The 19,578-nt window shown below is 57.0% G+C and carries 20 protein-coding genes and 5 tRNA genes; 19 read left to right on the top strand and 6 right to left on the bottom strand.

Translation table 11 applies throughout. From position 1 onward, the window contains the following. Positions 1–23: 23 nt before the first annotated feature. The 5 genes from gutM to srlA all read right to left on the bottom strand — a co-directional run bounded on the left by gutM (position 24) and on the right by srlA (position 3,141). On the bottom strand, positions 24–383 hold the full coding sequence (gene gutM / locus UTM25_RS14195; protein ID WP_194401190.1) for a transcriptional regulator GutM: 360 nt from the start codon (positions 381–383) through the stop codon (positions 24–26). 68 nt (positions 384–451) lie between these two features. Continuing rightward, positions 452–1,231, bottom strand: coding sequence for a sorbitol-6-phosphate dehydrogenase (gene srlD / locus UTM25_RS14200; RefSeq protein WP_023294411.1), 780 nt, complete (start codon positions 1,229–1,231; stop codon positions 452–454). Between the two features lie 15 nt (positions 1,232–1,246). After that, positions 1,247–1,609 (bottom strand): PTS glucitol/sorbitol transporter subunit IIA, encoded by a 363-nt coding sequence (srlB, locus tag UTM25_RS14205; protein ID WP_023308951.1) that lies wholly within the window; start codon positions 1,607–1,609, stop codon positions 1,247–1,249. 12 nt (positions 1,610–1,621) lie between these two features. Then, positions 1,622–2,581 carry a PTS glucitol/sorbitol transporter subunit IIB gene (locus UTM25_RS14210; protein WP_194401189.1) on the bottom strand — a complete coding sequence of 320 codons (960 nt, stop codon included), beginning with the start codon at positions 2,579–2,581 and terminating at the stop codon, positions 1,622–1,624. Then, positions 2,578–3,141, bottom strand: a complete 564-nt coding sequence (gene srlA, locus UTM25_RS14215) for a PTS glucitol/sorbitol transporter subunit IIC (protein ID WP_025757117.1) — start codon at positions 3,139–3,141, stop codon at positions 2,578–2,580. The genes UTM25_RS14210 and srlA overlap by 4 nt, the downstream gene beginning before the upstream one ends. 253 nt (positions 3,142–3,394) lie before the next feature. Between srlA and mltB the strand changes: the two genes are divergently transcribed. The 19 genes from mltB (at position 3,395) to UTM25_RS14310 (ending at position 17,862) form a co-directional block, all read left to right on the top strand. Then, positions 3,395–4,495, top strand: coding sequence for a lytic murein transglycosylase B (mltB, locus tag UTM25_RS14220; protein ID WP_194401188.1), 1,101 nt, complete (start codon positions 3,395–3,397; stop codon positions 4,493–4,495). 313 nt (positions 4,496–4,808) lie between these two features. Then, positions 4,809–5,462, top strand: coding sequence for a metal ABC transporter ATP-binding protein (locus UTM25_RS14225; RefSeq protein WP_194401187.1), 654 nt, complete (start codon positions 4,809–4,811; stop codon positions 5,460–5,462). After that, complete coding sequence (locus UTM25_RS14230; RefSeq protein ID WP_194401186.1) at positions 5,459–6,307, top strand: metal ABC transporter permease; 849 nt, start codon at positions 5,459–5,461, stop codon at positions 6,305–6,307. Before UTM25_RS14225 ends, UTM25_RS14230 begins: the two co-directional genes overlap by 4 nt. A gap of 14 nt (positions 6,308–6,321) precedes the next feature. Beyond that, positions 6,322–7,200 carry a metal ABC transporter substrate-binding protein gene (locus UTM25_RS14235; protein ID WP_194401185.1) on the top strand — a complete coding sequence of 293 codons (879 nt, stop codon included), beginning with the start codon at positions 6,322–6,324 and terminating at the stop codon, positions 7,198–7,200. Positions 7,201–7,329: 129 nt separating this feature from the next. Continuing rightward, positions 7,330–7,827, top strand: coding sequence for a nicotinamide-nucleotide amidase (gene pncC, locus UTM25_RS14240; protein ID WP_194401184.1), 498 nt, complete (start codon positions 7,330–7,332; stop codon positions 7,825–7,827). Positions 7,828–7,916: 89 nt separating this feature from the next. Beyond that, positions 7,917–8,975: a recombinase RecA gene (gene recA / locus UTM25_RS14245; protein WP_023308943.1), complete on the top strand. Its 1,059-nt coding sequence runs from the start codon at positions 7,917–7,919 to the stop codon at positions 8,973–8,975. Positions 8,976–9,043: 68 nt separating this feature from the next. Then, positions 9,044–9,544 (top strand): recombination regulator RecX, encoded by a 501-nt coding sequence (gene recX, locus UTM25_RS14250; RefSeq protein WP_194401183.1) that lies wholly within the window; start codon positions 9,044–9,046, stop codon positions 9,542–9,544. A gap of 131 nt (positions 9,545–9,675) precedes the next feature. Next, the gene (gene alaS, locus UTM25_RS14255; RefSeq protein WP_194401182.1) at positions 9,676–12,303 is read left to right on the top strand and encodes an alanine--tRNA ligase; all 2,628 of its coding nucleotides are present in this window, start codon (positions 9,676–9,678) and stop codon (positions 12,301–12,303) included. A gap of 241 nt (positions 12,304–12,544) precedes the next feature. Then, positions 12,545–12,730 carry a carbon storage regulator CsrA gene (gene csrA / locus UTM25_RS14260; RefSeq protein ID WP_000906486.1) on the top strand — a complete coding sequence of 62 codons (186 nt, stop codon included), beginning with the start codon at positions 12,545–12,547 and terminating at the stop codon, positions 12,728–12,730. 342 nt (positions 12,731–13,072) lie between these two features. Then, positions 13,073–13,165: transfer RNA gene (locus UTM25_RS14265), tRNA-Ser, on the top strand. A gap of 4 nt (positions 13,166–13,169) precedes the next feature. Further along, positions 13,170–13,246 (top strand) — tRNA-Arg (locus UTM25_RS14270). 64 nt (positions 13,247–13,310) lie between these two features. Further along, positions 13,311–13,387 (top strand) — tRNA-Arg (locus UTM25_RS14275). A 29-nt stretch (positions 13,388–13,416) separates the two neighbouring features. After that, positions 13,417–13,493 (top strand) — tRNA-Arg (locus UTM25_RS14280). A gap of 64 nt (positions 13,494–13,557) precedes the next feature. Next, positions 13,558–13,634: transfer RNA gene (locus UTM25_RS14285), tRNA-Arg, on the top strand. A 125-nt stretch (positions 13,635–13,759) separates the two neighbouring features. Next, on the top strand, positions 13,760–14,326 hold the full coding sequence (gene yqaB, locus UTM25_RS14290; protein ID WP_194401181.1) for a fructose-1-phosphate/6-phosphogluconate phosphatase: 567 nt from the start codon (positions 13,760–13,762) through the stop codon (positions 14,324–14,326). Then, complete coding sequence (locus UTM25_RS14295; RefSeq protein ID WP_008499541.1) at positions 14,323–14,751, top strand: YqaA family protein; 429 nt, start codon at positions 14,323–14,325, stop codon at positions 14,749–14,751. The genes yqaB and UTM25_RS14295 overlap by 4 nt, the downstream gene beginning before the upstream one ends. An 83-nt stretch (positions 14,752–14,834) precedes the next feature. After that, positions 14,835–16,379 (top strand): glutamate--cysteine ligase, encoded by a 1,545-nt coding sequence (gene gshA / locus UTM25_RS14300; protein ID WP_194401180.1) that lies wholly within the window; start codon positions 14,835–14,837, stop codon positions 16,377–16,379. 153 nt (positions 16,380–16,532) lie between these two features. Beyond that, complete coding sequence (luxS, locus tag UTM25_RS14305; RefSeq protein WP_008499539.1) at positions 16,533–17,048, top strand: S-ribosylhomocysteine lyase; 516 nt, start codon at positions 16,533–16,535, stop codon at positions 17,046–17,048. A 49-nt stretch (positions 17,049–17,097) separates the two neighbouring features. Beyond that, positions 17,098–17,862 (top strand): AraC family transcriptional regulator, encoded by a 765-nt coding sequence (locus tag UTM25_RS14310; RefSeq protein WP_194401179.1) that lies wholly within the window; start codon positions 17,098–17,100, stop codon positions 17,860–17,862. Here the strand turns inward: UTM25_RS14310 and leuA are convergent. Then, on the bottom strand, positions 17,849–19,504 hold the full coding sequence (gene leuA / locus UTM25_RS14315) for a 2-isopropylmalate synthase (RefSeq protein WP_194401178.1): 1,656 nt from the start codon (positions 19,502–19,504) through the stop codon (positions 17,849–17,851). The two genes, UTM25_RS14310 and leuA, sit on opposite strands and share 14 nt — an antisense overlap. Positions 19,505–19,578 lie beyond the last annotated feature (74 nt).

Consider the following 19,578-nt stretch of genomic DNA (forward strand, 5'->3'; position numbering starts at 1 on the left):
AGCCTATAGCTTTCACAACGAAATTATCCATGTTTCAGATTAAGCGCTAATGATAGTGCATTCTGACAGAGTGGATCATGGGGAAAGATCACATCAGGCCGTAATTCCTGCAGCGAAATGCCGTTGATTGCCTGGATTTTCGCCGGACGGGCGAAGACGGTCATGCCGCGCATGATGAGGGAATCGCAGACGTGATTGTTTTTATCCAGCGCAACGGCGACGACCACGCGCGGTTTGAAGCGCCCGCCGGAACGCCCGACCCCGACGCGACCTTTCTGACACAGCGCGTCAAACGCGCGGTTAAACTGGTGGATCTGCCAGCCGCCAAACGCCATCTGGCAAATCCAGGCGAGGGCGGCGACGGTGATGAGTGCGGTTACCATATTGACTCCTTGTTTTGTTCCCTCTCCCGGTGGGAGAGGGTTAGGGTGAGGGGGAACAAACCGCTCGATCAGAACATCACCTGCCCGCCGGTGACGTTAATCGACTGCCCGGTGCAGTACGAGGCTTTCGGGCTGGCGTAAAACAGCAGCATGTTCAGCACGTCCTGATAATCGCACCCGCGCTTCAGCGGCACTTTATCGATGTAGTACTGCTCCACTTCCTCAGCCTTGATGCCGAGCTTGGTGGCATACTGCGGCAGCAGGGACTGGAACATCGGCGATTTCAGCAGGTTGCCCAGCATCAGGGAGTGCACGGTAATGCCGTACTCGGCCAGATCCAGCGCCAGAGACTGCGTCAGCCCCACGCCGCCAAACTTCGCCGCGCTGTAGCCGGAGTTGTGCTTACTGCCCACTTTCCCTGATTTGGAGTTGATCTGAATGATGCGCCCCTGAATGCCGTCGCGGATCATCAGACGGGAAAACTCGCGGGCGCAGAGGAAATAGCCCACCAGATTCACCTGTAGCGAGCGGTCAAAGTCTCCCAGCTCGAAATCGCTGATAAAGGCCGCTTTCGCAATCCCCGCGCTGTAGACCAGCAGGTCGGTACGCCCAAAAATCTCGTCCACGCCGCGGGCCAGCGCCATCACGCTCTGCTCGCTGGTGGCGTCGGCACCAAACCCGTACGCCATCCCTTCGCCAAACTCGGTGTTAATGGTGTCCGCCACGCGGGCGGCTTTTTCACTCTGAATGTCCACTACCGCCACGCGGTAGCCCTCTGCGGCAAGCCCACGGCAGAGGAACTCGCCTAAGGTTTGTCCTCCACCAATGACAACGGCAACCTGACTCATGTGTTTCTCCTTAAATTACGCAACAAATTTTAACGTGCAGCCTGGGGTGACAGCCTGCGGAACCGGGCCCGCCACGTGAACAGTGCCGGGATATTCGGCCTGCGGCTGGCCGTCGAAACGCAGGGTGATGTGCCCCAGCTCGCGCAGGTTTTGCTCGGCGACGTCGCCGACGGCGGTGACGGCATAGCGCGCCTCGCCCAGCTCAAGCTGGCTCCCGGCCTTCAGCTCGCCCTTCAGCTCGCCGTGGCAGTGGATAAAACAAAACTCTTCGATATCCGCCGGGGCGCCTTCGCGGAAGGTGATCAGCATCTGGTCGCTCAGCGCGTCAGCCGCGCTCTGGCCGATGCGGGTAATGGTGGTCTGGTAAATCACGGTCATCGCAGGAACCTCTTATTGATAAATAAAGCCGGAGACAAACCAGGCAATCAGCACCGTTGGTGCGCCCGTCAGGAAACGGCTGACCAGCACGGACGGCACGCCCACGCGCACGGTGTCCTGGCGCGCTTCCGCCAGCGACAGCCCAACGGGGATGAAGTCGCACGCTGCCTGAGCGTTAATGGCAAACAGGGCGGGCAGGGCGAGGTGCGGGGGAATGTTGCCCAGACCGATCTGCACGCCAATCAGCACGCCGATGACCTGGGCAATCACCGCACCCGGGCCAAGGAACGGCGACAGCAGCGGGAAGGAGCAGATCAGTGCCAGCGTCACCAGCCCGAGCGGGTGGCTGGCGAGCGGGGCGAGGCCGTGGGCAATCCAGTCCCCCAGGCCGGACGCCATGATGATGCCGATCAGCGCCGAGACGAACGCCATAAACGGCAGGATGGTTTTCAGCACCGTGTCGATGGTGTCGCGCCCGGACTGGAACAGCACCGCCACGGCGGAACCCATGCCCATCCCGACCTTCGCCAGCAGGCCGTCGCTCTGCTCGGTGATTTTCTTGCTGGTGTCGTACTCGCGCGGGGCCGCTTTTTGCGGCGGGGCAGTGCCATTCACCAGCGTGATGTTGTCCTCCTTCACGCCTGAGACATAAATGTCCTCAAGGATGTACTGCGCCAGCGGGCCGGATTTTCCGGTGGCGTGAATATTCACCGTCGGAATGCGGCGCTTCGGATAGATACCGCAGCGCAGCGTGCCGCCGCAGTCGATCACCGCCACGCCGATTTCCGCTTCCGGCGGTTCGCCTTCTTTGAAGCCGTCGACCGCTTTCCAGCCGGTCAGCTCGCGCAGCCTGTCGACGATCGCCGGGCGCGTCCCTGCGGTGATGTAGACGATCTTTTTGCCTTCGGTGGCGTCGAACTCCAGCGGGCCGCCCCAGCCGCCCGTGCCTTTCTCAATGCGGATCCGGTTCATGCTGTGGCTCCTGAAAGTTGGACTTTCTGTTCAAGCTGGATACCCATTTTTTTCTCAAAAATGGCGGTGGTGAGATCGGTCACCCAGCCGCGGAAGAAGTTGGTGACCAGACCGACCAGCAGGTAGCTCACCGCGAGCGGGCCGAGCGGCAGGCCAAGGGTGGTGAGGCCGCTGGCGATCCCGAGATAAACAAACAGTTCGCCGGGGTTGATGTGCGGGAACAGGCCGTTCATGGAATGGCAGCTGTAGGAGGCGGCGGCGTAGTAGCTCGGCTTGTACTTTTCCGGCATGAAGCGACCGAGGCTTAAGGTCATCGGGTTGCAGAACACGAAGGTGCCGATGAACGGCAGTACCAGGTAGCGGGACAGCGGATTCCCGGCACAGCGCTGGGCGAAGCGTTCAATGCGCTGCTGGCCGATAAAGTTAATGAGCGCGTTCATGATCACCAGCAGACTGATCAGCAGGGGCAGGATCCCGGTCACCATGCCGGTGAACACTTCTCCGCCTTTCTGAAACAGCCCGATGAACCACTCGGCGCCGTGGGTGATGGTTTCTATCATTCTTCTCTCCTGTGGGGCTTTTTTGTTTTTGTCTGACTGCGGTTAATAATAATCACTTTGAAAGGTTTTAAAGTGTTAATTAGATCTCACAATGAAAGAAAAATGTATTATTTTGAAAGTTTATTGGTGGGGCGAATGATTTTCGGTGGAAAAAAGCGCGGATTTGCGTGGGGGAGGCGCGTACCGCTTCCTTGAGGTGTTGCGGATGCTTTACCATACTGGGTTCTTATCGAACCCGTTAAATGGATGTCTCATGTTCAAGCGTCGTTATGCAGCGCTGTTGCCTGCGCTTATTCTGCTGTCTGCCTGTAGTAGCAAACCTAAGACTGAAGCCGTTCAGCAAACGGCGGGCGCGCCTTCCGGAGGATTCCTGCTGGAGCCGCAGCACAATATGATGCAGATGGGCGGCGACTTCGCGAATAACCCGGCGGCCGAGCAGTTCATCGATAAAATGGTGAGCAAGCACGGCTTTGACAGACAGCAGCTGCACGAAATTTTGTCTCAGGCCAAGCGTCTGGACTACGTGCTGCGCCTGATGGACAGGCAGGCACCAACCGCCCAGGTGCCGAGCGGGCCGAACGGCGCGTGGCTGCGCTATCGCAAACAGTTTATTACCCCGGACAACGTGCAAAACGGCGTAGTGTTCTGGAATCAGTATGAAGATGCGCTCAACCGCGCGTGGCAGGTGTACGGCGTACCGCCGGAAATCATCGTCGGGATTATCGGCGTGGAAACCCGCTGGGGCCGCGTGATGGGGAAAACCCGCATCCTCGACGCGCTGGCGACGCTCTCCTTTAATTACCCGCGCCGCGCGGAGTATTTCTCTTCCGAGCTGGAAACCTTCCTGCTGATGGCGCGCAGCGAGCAGGACGATCCGCTCGATCTGAAAGGGTCGTTTGCCGGCGCGATGGGCTACGGCCAGTTTATGCCGTCCTCCTATAAACAATATGCCGTCGACTTTAACGGGGACGGTCATATCAACCTGTGGGATCCGGTGGATGCCATCGGCAGCGTGGCGAACTACTTCAAAGCACACGGCTGGGTGCCGGGCGGCCAGGTGGCGGTGCAGGCGAACGGTCAGGCGCCGGGGCTGGAAAACGGCTTCAAAACCAACTACAGCATTTCGCAGCTGGCAGCTGCAGGCCTAACGCCAACGCAGCCGCTGGGCAACGCGCAACAGGCAAGCCTGCTGCGTCTGGATGTCGGTACGGGCTATCAGTACTGGTACGGTCTGCCGAACTTCTACGCCATCACCCGCTATAACCACAGCACTCACTATGCGATGGCCGTATGGCAGCTGGGGCTGGCGGTGTCTCAGGCCCGCGTGCCGGCGGCGTCACCGTTTAGTCAGTAAGTTGCTCAGACGGGTAGGCCGGGTAAGGCAACGCCGCCACCCGGCATGGCTGCACGCACGGTGCGGCCTGATGCCCTCACCCTGACCCTCTCCCACGGGAGAGGGAAATTCTTCAGAAACATTTCGCCACACTCCCTTTTCAAACCCGCCATTTACATCTTAACCGCCTTTCATTATTGTTATGTTATAACATTTAATGCGGTGTCGACATGTCAACGTCCCTTTTTTCTCTGTCTGCTCTGGTTCGGCTTTTGCTGGCGCTGGTGCTTGTTGTCTTTATCGGGCTGGCCGTGCGCTGGGCGGTGGCATTGCCATGATCGTGATGAACGAACTGGTCGCGGGTTATGAACGCCAGCCCGTTACGCGGCCCCTCTCGGGCACCATTGAACGCGGCAGCATGACCGCCATTATCGGCGCTAACGGCTGCGGGAAATCCACGCTGCTGAAAACGCTGGCGGGGTTTATTCCTCCCGTCAGCGGCGGCTTCCGATGGCAGAGTAAGCGCCCGGTCATCGGCTGGCTGGCACAGCGTCACGCGCTGGAGGCGCAGTTTCCGCTGACCGTACAGGACGTGGTAAGCATGGGCTTCTGGCCGGGTATTTCGCTTTTTTCCGGGTTTCGTCGCGAAACGCGGCGGCGCATTGCCAGCGCGCTTGAGCGTGTTGGGCTTGAGTCCATGGCGTTATCCACCATTGATGAACTCTCCGGCGGTCAGTTTCAGCGCATGCTGTTTGCCCGCGTCCTGGTGCAGCAGGCGCCGCTGGTGATGCTGGATGAACCCTTTACCGGGGTCGATGAAGCCACCTGCAGCGTGCTGATGGATTTGATGCTGGAGATGTATATGCAGGGGCAAACGCTGCTCGCGGTACTGCACGACAGCGAGCGCGTGTCGCGCCATTTTCCGCAGACGCTGCGGCTGGATGCTGACATTCCCCAGTGGAAAACCGAGCGGGTGAGGGTGGCATGATCTGGCATCTCTTTTTTCAGCCGTTTATTGAGTACGGCTTTATGCGTCGCGCGCTGGTGGTTTGCCTGGCGCTCTCCGTCAGCACCACCGCGCTCGGCGTATTTCTTCAGCTGCGTCGGATGAGCCTGATGGGCGATGCCCTTTCTCACGCCATTTTGCCGGGTGTCGCCGTGGGGTATTTGCTCAGCGGTATGTCGCTGCTGGCGATGAGTATTGGCGGTTTTATAGCGGGAATTACCGTGGCGCTGCTGGCCGGTCTGGTCAGTCGACGCACGCCGCTGAAAGAAGATGCCAGCTTTGCCGGGTTTTATCTTGGCTCGCTGGCGCTGGGGGTCACGCTGGTGTCGCTGCGCGGGTCGAATGTCGATCTGCTGCATCTGCTGTTTGGCTCCATCCTCGCCGTGGACAACGACGCCGCGCTGTTTGTCACGGGCGTGTGTATGTTCACCCTTATCACGCTGGCGCTGTTTTATCGCGGGCTGGTCACAGAAGCCTTTGATACCGCCTGGCTACAGGTGAACGCCCGCTGGCTGCCTGGGCTGCTGCACGGACTGTTTCTGGCGCTGCTGGTCCTTAACCTGGTAGCCGGTTTTCAGGTGCTCGGCACGCTGATGGCCGTCGGGCTGATGATGCTTCCGGCCGTGGCGGCACGCTGCTGGGTGCGCACGTTACCTGCCTTACTCCTGATGGCGGGTATCAGCGGTATCTTCTGCGCATGGCTGGGATTGAGCCTCTCCTGGGCGATGAGTTTACCGGCCGGGCCGTCCATCGTGCTCACCGCCAGCACGCTGTTCTTTATCTCTGTTTTATTCGGCACACGCAGCAGGCTGCGCGTGCTTTTTTAACGCAAGGGGAAACGATGAAACGTACAGGATTTGTAGTGGCGCTCGCGCTGGGGATGATGTCGCACGGCGTGATGGCGAAAACGCTGAATGTGGTGACGAGCTTTTCGATACTGGGGGACATCACCCAGGAGGTAGGCGGTGACCATGTGAAGGTGACAACGCTGGTGGGGCCGGACGGCGATCCGCATACCTTCGAGCCGTCGCCGAAAGACAGCGCGGCGCTGAGCAGGGCTGATGTGGTGGTGGTTAACGGCCTGGGGCTGGAAGGCTGGCTTGATCGTCTGGTAAAAGCCTCCGGGTTCAAAGGGCAGTTGGTCGTCGCCTCAACCGGGGTGAAAACCCACACGCTTGAGGAAGATGGAAAGACCGTTACCGATCCGCACGCGTGGAACAGCGCGGCGAACGGGGCGCTCTATGCACAAAATATCCTGAACGGGCTGGTGAAAGCCGATCCTGAGGACAAAGCCGCGCTGGAAGCCTCTGGCAAAACGTATATCGCGCAGCTCAGCCAGCTGGATAACTGGGCCAAAACGCGCTTTAGCCAGATCCCGCCGGCGAAGCGTAAAGTGCTGACCAGCCATGACGCGTTCGGCTATTTCAGCCGCGCCTACGGCGTGACGTTTATGGCGCCGCAGGGGCTGTCGTCTGAGAGCGAAGCCAGCGCGGCGCAGGTCGCCGAGATTATCAATCAGATTAAAGCCGACGGCGTGAAAACCTGGTTTATGGAAAATCAGCTCGATCCGCGTCTGGTGAAACAGATTGCATCGGCGACGGGCGCACAGCCCGGGGGCGAGCTTTACCCCGAAGCGCTGTCGGCAAAAGGTGGGGTGGCTGACACCTACGTTAAGGCGTTTCGCCACAATGTGAACACCCTCGCTGAGAGCATGAAATAACCTTTCCACCGCCGGTGCGTCCGTACCGGCTTTTTTCTGAAGCCCCCTCGTAAAACCTGAAGTGCATCCCCACATCTGACGAGAAAGTGCTATCTTGTGCAGCACGTTTTTCTGATGCCTGGAGCGAGAATGACTGACCATGAATTGATGCAGCTTAGCGAGATCGTTGGCCTTGCGCTGAAGCAGCGTGGCGCGACAATCACCACTGCGGAATCCTGCACCGGCGGCTGGGTGGCGAAAGCGATTACCGATATTGCCGGCAGTTCCGCCTGGTTTGAACGCGGTTTTGTGACCTACAGTAACGAAGCTAAAGCACAGATGATTGGCGTGCGTGAATCCACGCTTGAACAGCATGGCGCGGTCAGCGAACCGGTGGTAATCGAGATGGCTATTGGCGCGCTCAAAGAGGCGCGGGCAGATTACGCGATTTCCATTAGCGGTATTGCGGGCCCGGACGGCGGCAGCGACGTAAAGCCTGTCGGCACCGTCTTGTTTGGGTTCGCCACCTCCAAAGGGGAAGGTATCACCCGCCGGGAGTGCTTCAGCGGCGATCGCGAAAGCGTGCGTCGTCAGGCAACCGTTTATGCGTTAAAAACGCTCTGGCAACAATTTCTACAAAACACTTGATACTGTATGACCATACAGTATAATTGCACCAACAGAACAGAAATCCACGGTGAAGCACAGTCGCTTCTCCCGGCATGACAGGAGTAATAATGGCTATCGACGAAAACAAACAGAAAGCGTTGGCGGCAGCACTGGGCCAGATCGAAAAGCAATTCGGTAAAGGCTCCATCATGCGCCTGGGTGAAGACCGTTCCATGGATGTGGAAACCATCTCCACCGGTTCGCTTTCTCTGGATATCGCGCTGGGCGCTGGCGGTCTGCCTATGGGCCGTATCGTAGAAATCTACGGGCCAGAGTCCTCCGGTAAAACCACACTGACGCTGCAGGTGATCGCTGCGGCACAGCGCGAAGGTAAAACCTGTGCGTTTATCGATGCCGAGCACGCGCTGGACCCTGTTTATGCTCGCAAGCTGGGCGTGGATATCGACAACCTGCTGTGTTCTCAGCCGGACACCGGTGAGCAGGCGCTGGAAATTTGTGACGCGCTGGCGCGTTCTGGTGCCGTTGACGTTATCGTGGTTGACTCCGTTGCCGCACTGACGCCAAAAGCCGAAATCGAAGGTGAAATCGGTGACTCTCATATGGGCCTCGCGGCACGAATGATGAGCCAGGCGATGCGTAAGCTGGCGGGTAACCTGAAGCAGTCCAACACGCTGCTGATCTTCATCAACCAGATTCGTATGAAAATTGGTGTGATGTTCGGTAACCCGGAAACCACTACCGGCGGTAACGCACTGAAATTCTACGCCTCTGTCCGCCTGGATATCCGCCGTATCGGCGCGGTGAAAGAGGGCGAGAACGTGGTCGGTAGCGAAACCCGCGTGAAGGTTGTGAAGAACAAAATCGCCGCGCCGTTCAAACAGGCTGAATTCCAGATCCTCTACGGCGAAGGGATCAACTTCCTCGGCGAGCTGGTTGACCTGGGCGTGAAAGAGAAGCTGATTGAAAAAGCGGGCGCCTGGTACAGCTACAACGGTGACAAGATTGGTCAGGGTAAAGCGAACGCGATCTCCTGGCTGAAAGAGAACCCGGCTGCGGCGAAAGAGATTGAGAAGAAGGTGCGTGAGCTTCTGCTGAACAACCAGGACTCTAAACCTGATTTCGTGGTGGATGCCGCGGATGCTGAAGAAACTAACGAAGACTTTTAATTCTTTCGTCTAAAAATGAAGGGCTGCGGATGCGGCCCTTTTTGCATTTCTGAACCAGCAGGTTTTTTATGAGTGAACCGACAAAACGTCGACCGGCGTATGCACGCTTACTGGACCGTGCGGTGCGCATCCTGGCTGTTCGTGACCACAGTGAACAGGAGCTGCGGCGCAAACTGTCGGCTCCGGTGATGAGTAAAAACGGGCCGGAAGAGATTGATGCCACCGCGGAAGATTATGACCGCGTGATTGCCTGGTGCTATGAGCATCATTATCTCGATGACGAGCGCTTTGCCTCACGGTTTCTCGCCAGCCGCGGCCGTAAAGGATATGGGCCCGCGCGCATCCGGCAGGAGCTGAACCAGAAAGGGGTGGCCCGGGAGTCCATCGAAAAAGCGATGCGCGAATGCGATACTGACTGGTGCGAGCTGGCCAGAGAACAGGCGATTCGTAAATACGGCGAACCGCTGCCGCGTGAATTTTCAGAAAAAGTCAAAATCCAGCGCTTTTTGCTCTATCGCGGCTTTCTCATGGAAGATATTCAGGATATCTGGCGTAATTTTGCCGATTGAACGCATGCGGGATTTTACTTCCCACTAAAGAAAACTTATCTTATTCCCACTTTTTCCAGTAGCTGGTCTGTCCAACGGTTTACCGATACAGGCTGGCTACGACATTTCGTTAGCTTGATTTCAGGATAATTATGAGCAAGAGCACCGCTGAGATCCGTCAGGCGTTTCTCGATTTTTTCCATAGTAAGGGACACCAGGTTGTTGCCAGCAGCTCCCTGGTACCGAATAACGATCCGACTCTGCTGTTTACCAACGCCGGGATGAACCAGTTCAAGGATGTGTTCCTTGGTCTCGACAAGCGTAATTATTCCCGCGCCACAACCTCACAGCGTTGCGTGCGTGCGGGCGGTAAACACAACGACCTGGAAAACGTCGGTTACACCGCGCGTCACCATACGTTCTTCGAAATGCTGGGTAACTTCAGCTTCGGCGACTACTTCAAACACGATGCCATTCAATACGCGTGGGAACTGCTGACCGGTGAAAACTGGTTCAACCTGCCGAAAGAGCGTCTGTGGGTTACCGTCTATGAAACCGATGACGAAGCCTACGAAATCTGGGAAAAAGAAGTCGGGATCCCGCGCGAGCGTATTATTCGCATCGGCGATAACAAAGGCGCGCCATACGCGTCTGACAACTTCTGGCAGATGGGTGATACCGGCCCTTGCGGTCCGTGCACCGAGATCTTCTACGATCACGGCGACCACATCTGGGGTGGCCCTCCGGGCAGCCCGGAAGAAGACGGCGATCGCTATATTGAGATCTGGAACATCGTCTTCATGCAGTTCAACCGTCAGGCCGACGGTACGATGGAGCCGCTGCCGAAGCCTTCCGTTGATACCGGTATGGGTCTGGAGCGTATTGCCGCGGTTCTGCAGCACGTCAACTCCAACTACGAGATTGACCTGTTCAGCACCCTGATCAAAGCCGTTGCCGAAGTTACCGGCGCGACCGACCTGAACAACAAATCGCTGCGCGTTATCGCGGACCACATTCGTTCCTGTGCGTTCCTGATTGCCGACGGCGTTATCCCGTCGAATGAAAACCGTGGCTACGTGCTGCGTCGTATCATTCGTCGTGCCATCCGTCACGGCAACATGCTGGGCGCGAAGGACACCTTCTTCTATAAACTCGTTGGGCCACTGATTGGCGTGATGGGTGCTGCCGGTGATGAGCTGAAACGCCAGCAGGCGCAGGTAGAGCAGGTTCTGAAAACCGAAGAAGAGCAGTTTGCGCGTACACTTGAGCGCGGTCTGGCGCTGCTGGACGAAGAGCTGGCGAAACTCAAGGGCGACACGCTGGATGGCGAAACCGCTTTCCGCCTGTACGACACCTACGGCTTCCCGGTTGACCTGACGGCGGACGTTTGCCGCGAGCGTAACATCAAAGTTGACGAAGCGGGCTTCGAAGCCGCGATGGAAGAGCAGCGTCGTCGTGCGCGTGAATCCAGCGGTTTCGGTGCAGACTACAACGCGATGATCCGCGTTGATAGCGCGTCTGAATTCAAAGGTTATGACGCGCTGGAACTGACCGGCAAAGTGACCGCCCTGTTTGTTGACGGTAAAGCCGTGGACAGCATCAGCGCGGGCCAGGAAGCGGTTGTCATTCTGGACAAAACGCCGTTCTACGCGGAATCCGGCGGTCAGGTTGGCGATAAAGGCGAACTGAAAGGCAACGGTTTCAGCTTCAGCGTCAGCGACACCCAGAAATACGGTCAGGCGATTGGTCACCAGGGCAAACTGGTTTCCGGTTCTCTGAAAGTGGGCGAGGGCGTACAGGCTAACGTTGATGAAGCTCGCCGCGCGCGCATTCGTCTGAACCACTCTGCAACCCACCTGATGCACGCCGCCCTGCGCGACGTACTCGGTACCCACGTTACACAGAAAGGTTCTCTGGTTAACGACAAAGTGCTGCGTTTCGACTTCTCGCATTTTGAAGCGATGAAACCGTCTGAAATCCGCGCGGTGGAAGATCTGGTGAACGCGCAGATCCGTCGTAACCTGCCAATCGAGACCCACATCATGGAGCTCGAGGACGCGAAGAAAAAAGGTGCGATGGCGCTGTTTGGTGAGAAATATGACGACCGCGTTCGCGTGCTGAGCATGGGCGACTTCTCTACCGAGCTGTGCGGCGGTACGCACGCATCGCGCACCGGTGACATCGGCCTGTTCCGCATTGTTTCCGAATCGGGTACGGCGGCAGGCGTGCGTCGTATTGAAGCGGTGACCGGTGAAGGTGCGATTGCGAGCCTGCATGCGCAGAGCGATCAGCTGCACGACATCGCGCAGCTGCTGAAAGGCGATAGCCAGAACCTGGGCGAGAAAGTGCGCGTTGCGCTGGATCGCACGCGTCAGCTGGAAAAAGAGCTGCAGCAGCTGAAAGAGCAGGCTGCGGCGCAGGAGAGTGCAAACCTCTCCAGCAAGGCTGTAGACATTAAGGGCGTCAAACTGCTGGTCAGCGATCTGGCGGGCGTTGAGCCTAAGATGCTGCGTACTATGGTCGACGATCTCAAGAACCAGCTTGGTTCTACCGTTATCGTGCTGGCGACAGTGGCAGAAGGTAAGGTTTCTCTGATTGCGGGCGTCTCTAAGGATGTGACCGACCGCGTAAAAGCAGGGGAACTGATTGGTATGGTCGCTCAGCAGGTGGGCGGCAAGGGTGGCGGTCGTCCGGACATGGCGCAAGCCGGTGGTACGGATGCGGCGGCACTTCCGCAAGCTTTGGCCAGCGTTGAAAGCTGGGTAAGCGCGAAACTGTAATAACTACAAAGCACAAGCAGACGCCATAGCGGTAACGTTATGGCGTCTTGTTCACTGTGCTATCGATAACGATAAAGTCAGGTTGAGTTTGTGTATATCGGCTAAACTTACGTTTAACAGAATGTGATGCCGTGACTGCTTACACTTTACGTGTTTGTCATCGCTTACTTTTTGGCGTTATATGATGGATAATGCCGGGATACAAGAGACCCGACTCTTTTAATCTTTCAAGGAGCAAAGAATGCTGATTCTGACTCGTCGAGTTGGTGAGACCCTCATGATTGGGGATGAGGTCACCGTGACAGTTTTAGGGGTAAAGGGTAACCAGGTACGTATTGGTGTTAACGCTCCTAAAGAAGTATCTGTCCACCGTGAAGAGATCTACCAGCGTATCCAGGCTGAAAAATCCCAGCAGTCCAGTTACTGATATTGTCGCGTCTCGCTGTCGGGCGAGACGCAACCCTCCTGTCATTTTTCCTGCTCAACGTTACCGTTTAATTTCAAACGCTCTCTTTTTAACCACTCCGTTACCTTAAACTCGCCCTTACGCCGCCATTTCTGCAAAGGTTTTCTGTGAAGATGCCTGCAAAATCCGCTTATAAAACACCCTCTTTGCGGCTTTTACATGCGAATTGCGTGTGATTTGTGCAAACGATAAAAGCTTTTGGAAAATTGTTTGACTTATAAGTCCCAGAAAGTAATATATGCGCCACGCAGCGACGAGAAGCTCTTAACGAGTAACTCGAAGCACTCGAAAGAGGCGTTGTGTGGTGAGGTGGCCGAGAGGCTGAAGGCGCTCCCCTGCTAAGGGAGTATGCGGTCAAAAGCTGCATCCGGGGTTCGAATCCCCGCCTCACCGCCATTTTGCATCCGTAGCTCAGCTGGATAGAGTACTCGGCTACGAACCGAGCGGTCGGAGGTTCGAATCCTCCCGGATGCACCATCTATTACTTCATATTGCTTTAGAAGTGATATGAATATCGAGCAGTACAGTAGTAAATCCCGATGCATCCGTAGCTCAGCTGGATAGAGTACTCGGCTACGAACCGAGCGGTCGGAGGTTCGAATCCTCCCGGATGCACCATTTACTATTTCTGAAAGCAGTACCCTGATGCATCCGTAGCTCAGCTGGATAGAGTACTCGGCTACGAACCGAGCGGTCGGAGGTTCGAATCCTCCCGGATGCACCATCTATTACTTCATATCACTTTAGAAGTGATATGAATATCGAGCAGTACAGTAGTAAATCCCGATGCATCCGTAGCTCAGCTGGATAGAGTACTCGGCTACGAACCGAGCGGTCGGAGGTTCGAATCCTCCCGGATGCACCATCTCTTCTGTTATTCCCTTCGATGTTTAGTTCTTAATCACTCTCGTAGTTATGACTTCTCAATCAGCGACAAAAATCACCATTTACGATAAAGTAATGCTTTGTTAATCGTTTAGCGAGAGCACGATGTACGCACAGTATGACGGTTTGATCTTCGATATGGACGGCACTCTCCTGGATACCGAACCTACGCATCGTCAAGCCTGGACTGACGTCCTGGGCCGCTACGGCATGCGTTTCGATCTTCAGTCGATGATTGCCCTCAACGGATCCCCCACCTGGCGTATTGCGCAGGCCGTGATTGAACTGAATCAGGCCGATCTCGACCCGCACCTGCTCGCGCGCGAAAAAACCGATGCGGTAAAAGCCATGCTTTTAGATACCGTACGCCCTCTGCCGCTTATTGATGTGGTAAAAGAGTGGTACGGGCGCCGCCCGATGTCGGTAGGAACAGGCAGTGAAAGCGCGATTGCTGAAGCTTTGCTCAACCATCTTGGCCTGCGCCACTATTTTTCTGCCGTAGTCGCCGCCGATCATGTTAAACATCACAAGCCCGCACCGGACACCTTCCTGCTTTGCGCAGAGTTAATGGGCGTCCCGGCGGCAAAATGCGTCGTGTTTGAAGACGCCGATTTCGGTATCCAGGCCGCGCGTGATGCCGGAATGGATGCGGTGGACGTGCGCTTACTGTGAGTGACGCGCTGTCACTTGCCTCATTATTCGCCAGCAGTTTTTTAAGCGCCACGCTGTTACCGGGAAATTCGGAAGTGGTGCTGGTGGCGATGCTGTTGTCCGGCGTGAGTCAGCCCTGGCTGCTTGTATTAATAGCAACAATGGGTAATAGCCTTGGAGGGCTGACTAACGTTATTCTTGGGCGTTTCTTTCCGCTGCGCGAAAAATCGCGCTGGCAGGAAAAGGCAGTCGGCTGGCTAAAACGCTATGGCGCTGCCACGCTGTTATTAAGCTGGATGCCTGTAATAGGCGATTTACTGTGTCTGCTGGCGGGATGGATGCGCATCTCCTGGGGACCGGTGCTCTTTTTTTTGTGCCTTGGCAAGGCGTTGCGCTATGTTCTCGTGGCGTGGGCAACACTACAGGGTATGACGTGGTGGCACTAATTGGTGGAATGAATACGCGACCTTCAATCGTCAACCATTACAATTATGCTGAGTAACATTACTTTGACAGGCGGGAGGTCAATTTGATCCCGGACGTATCTCAGGCGCTGGCCTGGCTGGAAAACCACCCTCAGGCATTGAAGGGTATTCAGCGTGGTCTTGAGCGTGAAACGCTGCGCGTTAACGCGGACGGTAGCTTAGCGACGACGGGTCACCCGAAGGCGTTAGGCTCGGCGCTGACACATAAATGGATCACAACCGATTTCGCTGAAGCGCTGCTGGAGTTCATTACCCCAGTAGAGGGTGATATTGATCATATGCTGACGATTATGCGCGATATCCATCGCTACACCGCGCGCAATCTCGGCGACGAACGTATGTGGCCCCTCAGCATGCCGTGCTATATCGAGCAGGGCCAGGAGATTGAGCTGGCGCAGTACGGCACGTCAAATATCGGCCGGCTGAAAACGCTCTATCGCGAAGGGCTGAAAAACCGCTACGGCGCGTTGATGCAGACGATCTCGGGCGTGCATTATAACTTCTCGCTGCCAATGGCGTTCTGGCAGGCGAAATGCGGTGAAACGGATAAAGATGCGATCTCTGAAGGCTACTTCCGCCTGATCCGCAACTATTACCGTTTCGGCTGGGTGATCCCGTATCTGTTTGGTGCCTCCCCGGCGATCTGTTCTTCGTTCCTGCAGGGGAAACCGACCACGCTGCCGTTCGAGAAGACCGAGTGCGGAATGTACTATCTCCCGTACGCCACCTCTCTGCGCCTGAGCGATCTCGGTTATACCAATAAATCGCAAAGCAATCTCGGTATTACGTTTAACGAATTGCACGAATATGTGGCAGGATTGAAGCGGGCGATCAAAACCCCGTCGGAAGAGTACGAGAAAATCGGCCTCGAAAAAGACGGCAAGCGCCTGCAAATCAACAGCAATGTGCTGCAGATTGAAAACGAGCTGTATGCGCCTATTCGTCCTAAGCGCGTAACGCGCAGCGGTGAAACCCCGTCGGATGCGCTGCAGCGCGGCGGGATCGAATACATTGAAGTGCGTTCGCTGGATATCAACCCGTTCTCACCGATTGGCGTTGATGAGCAGCAGATTCGCTTCCTGGATCTGTTTATGGTCTGGTGCGTGCTGGCGGATGCGCCGGAAATGAGTTCAGACGAACTGCTCTGTACCCGTACAAACTGGAATCGCGTGATTCTGGAAGGGCGTAAGCCGGGCCTGACGTTGGGTATTGGCTGCGAAACGGCACAGTTCCCGCTGACCAAAGTCGGCAAAGATCTGTTCCGCGATCTGAAGCGTGTTGCCCGCACAATGGACAGCATTGACGGCGGCGACGCGTATCAACAGATCTGCGACCAGCTGGTGGAATGTTTTGATAATCCGGAACTGACGTTCTCAGCGCGTATTCTGCGTTCTATGATCGATCAGGGCATTGGCGGCACGGGGCGTTCACTCTCAGCGGCGTACCGTGAGATGCTGATGCAGGAGCCGTTAGAAGTGCTGAGCGAAGCAGATTTTGCCGCGGAACGCGATGCGTCCGTGGTGCGTCAGAAAGAGGTTGAAGCGGCGGATACCGAGTCGTTTGAGGCGTTTCTGGCGAAGCAGGCTTAAGCAGAAAAGAAAAAGGCCACATCGCTGTGGCCAAAATATACATCTCTGAATTCAGGGATGATGATAACAAATGCGCGTCTTTCATATACTCAGACGTGCATTCTGTAGAAGAGTTCAGTTTATTTTAAAAAAAATCACTATCGGAGGTGACGTATGCCGTTATTAGATAGCTTTACTGTCGACCATACCCGTATGGAAGCACCTGCAGTACGCGTGGCTAAGACCATGCACACCCCGCACGGCGACACGATCACCGTCTTCGATCTGCGTTTCTGCGTGCCAAATAAAGAAGTGATGCCGGAGAAAGGCATTCATACCCTGGAACACCTGTTCGCTGGTTTCATGCGCGACCATCTGAACGGCAACGGCGTTGAGATCATCGACATCTCTCCGATGGGCTGCCGTACCGGTTTCTACATGAGCCTGATTGGCCAGCCAGAAGAGAAACGCGTCGCTGATGCGTGGAAAGCGGCGATGGAAGACGTGCTGAAGGTGAAAGAGCAGAACCAAATCCCTGAGCTGAATGTTTACCAGTGCGGGACCTACCAGATGCACTCTCTGGAAGAAGCGCAGGAGATCGCGCGTCACATCATCGAGCGTGACGTTCGCGTGAACAGCAACGAAGAGCTGGCCCTGCCAAAAGAAAAACTGCAGGAATTGCACATCTAGTGCACCTTTTCCCTCTCCCAACGGGAGAGGGTAGGGTGAGGGTGGTTCCATGACCACAACCGCAACCTTCTCCTTTACCCATCGTCCCCTCGTTCCGTTTGCCCATGATTACGTGCATGGCGACAGCGAGCCGTGGCATGAGCACGACTGCGCACAGCTGTTGCACACCCTGAGCGGCGTGGTACGGGTCGATACCGCATCGGGCTGTTGGGTTGTGCCTCCCGGTCGCGGCGTCTGGCTGCCGGCGGGGACCCGCCACTCGCTTCGCATCACCGGCAACGTGGCGGCGCGAACGCTGTTTGTCGATCCGCTGGCGCGGGCCGACCTCCCGGCCACCTGCCAGATCGTGCAGATCGCGCCGCTGCTGCGCGAGCTGATCCTCGTCTCTCTTGCTTTACCTGAATCGTACTCGCCCGGCAGCCGGGATGAACGCGTCTATGAACTCATTCTCGATGAAATCCGCACCATGCCGGTGCTGCCGTTTCATCTGCCGGAGCCGGAAAGCGAGGCGTTACGCCACCTGTGTCTGCAAATCCGCCAAAACGCGGGGGAGAGCTGGGGCAGCGCGCAGGCCGCGAGCATGATGAACATGAGCGAACGCACCCTGAACCGCCATTTTCAGCAGCAGACGGGATTAAGCTACGGCGAGTGGTTGAGAAGGGCGCGCCTGCTGGAAGCCTTAGTGCGGCTGGCGCAGGGCCAGCCGGTACTGCGCGTGGCGCTTGATCTGGGTTACGGCAGCCACAGCGCCTTTACGGCAATGTTTCGCCGGGTGGTGGGCGTCTCACCCAGCGATTACTTTAAGAACGACTGACGGCGTTAAACAGCGCCTGAAGCGACGCGCGCGCCACGTCGCTGTCGATGCCCACGCCCCAGCGGCTGCTCCCGTCCTGGAACAGGCAGCGGATGTAGGCCACCGAGCGGCTGTCGCTGCGTTCTCCTAACGTATGCTCGTGATAATCCTTAATCACGAACGGGGCGTTGTCCCAGCGGCTTAAGCCGTGAGCGGCGGCGGAGAGCAGACCGTTACCCTGACCTTCCAGCTGACGCGTTCCCCCCTGCGTAGCGATGCTTGCCGTCAAACGCAGCTGGCCGTCCTGCTGGCTGTCGCTGCGGTAGGATTGCAGGGCAAACTGCGGCGTGGCTACCAGTCCGTAGCGGGTGCGGAACAGCTGCCACAGCGCATTGTGCGTCATCTCTTTTCCGTGGCGATCGGTTTCCTGCTGCACGTGCTGGCTGAAATCCTGCTGCAGGGCGCGGGGCAGTTTCAGTCCATGATTCTGTTCGATCAGCCACGCGCTGCCGCTTTTCCCTGACTGGCTGTTTACGCGGATCACCGCTTCGTAGGTGCAGCCGATGTCCTGCGGATCGACGGGCAGATACGGCATCTCCCAGCGATCGCCAGGCCTGCGGGCATCAAAGCCTTTTTTGATCGCGTCCTGGTGCGAGCCGGAGAAGGCGGTATAGGCCAGTCGTCCGGCCCACGGGTGGCGCGGATGCACCGGCAGCTGGTTGCAGGCTTCCACCACTTCCACGACCCGGTTCATATCGCTAAAGTCGAGATTCGGGCTGACGCCCTGGCTGTAGAGGTTCATCGCCAGCGTCACCAGGCAGACGTTGCCCGTGCGCTCCCCGTTACCAAACAGACAGCCCTCCACGCGGTCTGCGCCCGCCATCACGGCCAGCTCGGCGCTGGCGACGCCGGTACCGCGGTCGTTATGCGGATGCACGCTGATGCAGACATCCCGGCGGCGGCTGAAGTGGCGACAGAAATACTCGATCTGGTCGGCATAGACGTTCGGCGTGCTCACTTCGACGGTTGCGGGTAAGTTGATCACCATGGGCCGTTCGTCGCACGGCTGCCAGATCTCCGCCACGGCTTCACAAATCTCCAGCGCAAACTCCGGCTCGGTAAAGCAGAAGGTCTCCGGGGAATACTCATACTGCCAGCGGGTGTCCGGGTTCTCTTCACACAGCTGACGAATAAGCCGCGTGGATCGCGTCGCCAGCTCGACGACTTGCGTTTTCTCCATGCCGAACACCAGGCGGCGGAACAGCGGGGCGGTGGCGTTATACAGATGCACGGTGGCCTGTTTCGCGCCGCGCAGGGATTCGAAAGTGCGATGGATGAGATCTTCCCGCGCCTGGGTTAATACCTGAATCGTGACGTCATCCGGGATACGGTTCTCTTCAATCAGCTGGCGAACAAAGTTGAAGTCCGTCTGCGAGGCGGATGGGAAAGCCACCTCAATTTCTTTGAATCCGCAGCCCAGCAGCAGATCCCAGAACTGCAGCTTGCGGGTGCTGTCCATCGGCTCGGCAAGGGCCTGGTTGCCATCGCGCAGGTCGGTTGAGAGCCAGCGCGGCGCGCGGGTAATGCGTTGCTCCGGCCAGCGGCGGTCGGGCAGGGAAAGGGTCGGGTAGGGTTGATACTTGTCGGCGGGTGTGTTCAGCATGATGCGCTCCTGTTGTCTTTTCACTATCGTGAATTGATTTCAGGAGCGCTGCTTTATCGAAACTGACAATCGCT

Source organism: Enterobacter sp. 61D5, assembly GCF_034107965.1.
In the GTDB taxonomy this organism is placed as follows: Bacteria; Pseudomonadota; Gammaproteobacteria; order Enterobacterales; family Enterobacteriaceae; genus Enterobacter; species Enterobacter cloacae_M.